1 protein-coding gene is annotated in these 1550 nt (G+C 66.6%); it reads right to left on the bottom strand.

The annotated features are described in order from the left end of the window. Nucleotides 1-1550, bottom strand: a 1550-nt coding sequence (locus tag I71_RS25145; RefSeq protein WP_042700185.1) for a non-ribosomal peptide synthetase, incomplete at both ends; no start/stop codon positions are given.

Raw genomic sequence — 1550 nt, 5'->3', positions numbered from 1 at the left:
CAAGGCCGCTCATCATTCGCTTCAAGTGCCCCCATCGACTCATGATGCAGCAGCCAGACGACATCGAAGTCGTCATGAACCGGCAACCGGTGCCCCGTTTCGTGACAGACATGGTGGAAACCACGCCGGTAGAGATCCAGCAGCACCTCGGCCTTGCACAGTCCGACGATCAGGATGCGATCCTCCGGCTGCGCTTTCGATTGCCGGATCAGCCGCTCGGTGAAGGTGGCGCTCGGCGATCGGCCTTTCCTGGTCGCCAATCCCGTCCGGCGCAGCGCCAGGAACGGCGCCAGGAAACCGCCGGTATCGGCTGCGGAACCGTCCAGCCGGTCCGCCAGTTCGGCAACCGTCGGCGCTTCGAACAGGGTGCGGATCGGCAGATCGACACCCAATACCGCCCTGATTCGCCCGATCAGACGCATCGCCAGCAGCGAATGGCCGCCGAGTTCGAAGAAATTGTCATCGATGCCGACCACTGGCACCTCGGTGATTTCGCCGAATAGGCCGCACAGCACCTGTTCGGCCGGCGTGCGGGGCGGGCGGGCCAGCGCGGCGCCAACGAAATCGGGCACCGGCAGGGCGCGGGTATCGAGCTTGCCATTCGGCGTCACCGGCAGGGCTGCCAGTACCTGGATGCCGGCGGGGACCATGTAGTCCGGCAACTCATTCGCCAGGAAGGCGCGCAGCGCAGCCGGTTCCGGCGCCATGCCGGCCGCCGGTACGAAATAGCCGATCAGGCGCCGGTTGCCCGTGCGGTCCGCACACGCGACAACCACCGCCTGGGCCACTCCGGGGGCACGGGCCATCGCCGCCTCGATTTCGCGCAGTTCGATGCGGAAGCCGCGAATCTTGACCTGATGGTCGGTGCGGCCGAGGAAATCGATGGTGCCGTCGCTGCGCCGCCGCGCCAGGTCGCCGGTGCGGTAGAGGCGCGATCCGGGCGGTCCGTATGGGTCGGCGATGAATCGTTCGGCCGTCAGGTCGGGCCGGTTCAGATAGCCGCGTGCCAGCCCGGCGCCACCGATATAAAGTTCGCCCACCACCCCCGGCGGCAGCGGTTGCAACAGCGGGTCGAGCACATGAAGCTGGCTGTTCCAGATCGGCCGCCCGATGGGGATGCTGGACAGCCCGTCAACCGGCTCGCGGATTTCCAGGGTACAGCAGCCGACCGTCGCCTCGGTCGGGCCGTAATGGTTGATCAGGCGCACGTCCGGGAATCGCTTCTGCCAGAAGGCGATATCCCGCGGTACCAGCGCCTCGCCACCGATCATCAGGGCATGGGTCGGGCTGGCGGAACCGCTATCCGCCAGTTCCTGGTTCAACACCTTTAGATGCGATGGCGTCAGCTTGACCAGCGTATGCGGACCGCCAGCGGGCGGGCCGGCGGCCAGGATTTCGGCCTCGCGGTCGTGGGGCGGCAGATGCAGCGGCTGGCCCCGCAAGAAGGGGCCGAACAGGGTCGTGATCACCCCGTCGAAGGCGATCGAATGCACCACCGGCGAACCATCGCCCTCGATCCCGTAATAGGCATCGTCCGACCCAGCAGATAA

It is taken from the genome of Azospirillum sp. B506, from assembly GCF_000333595.1.
GTDB lineage: Bacteria > Pseudomonadota > Alphaproteobacteria > Azospirillales > Azospirillaceae > Azospirillum.
Note: the sequence above shows the minus strand (reverse complement) of the source record. Positions and strands in the feature narration are given on the sequence as shown.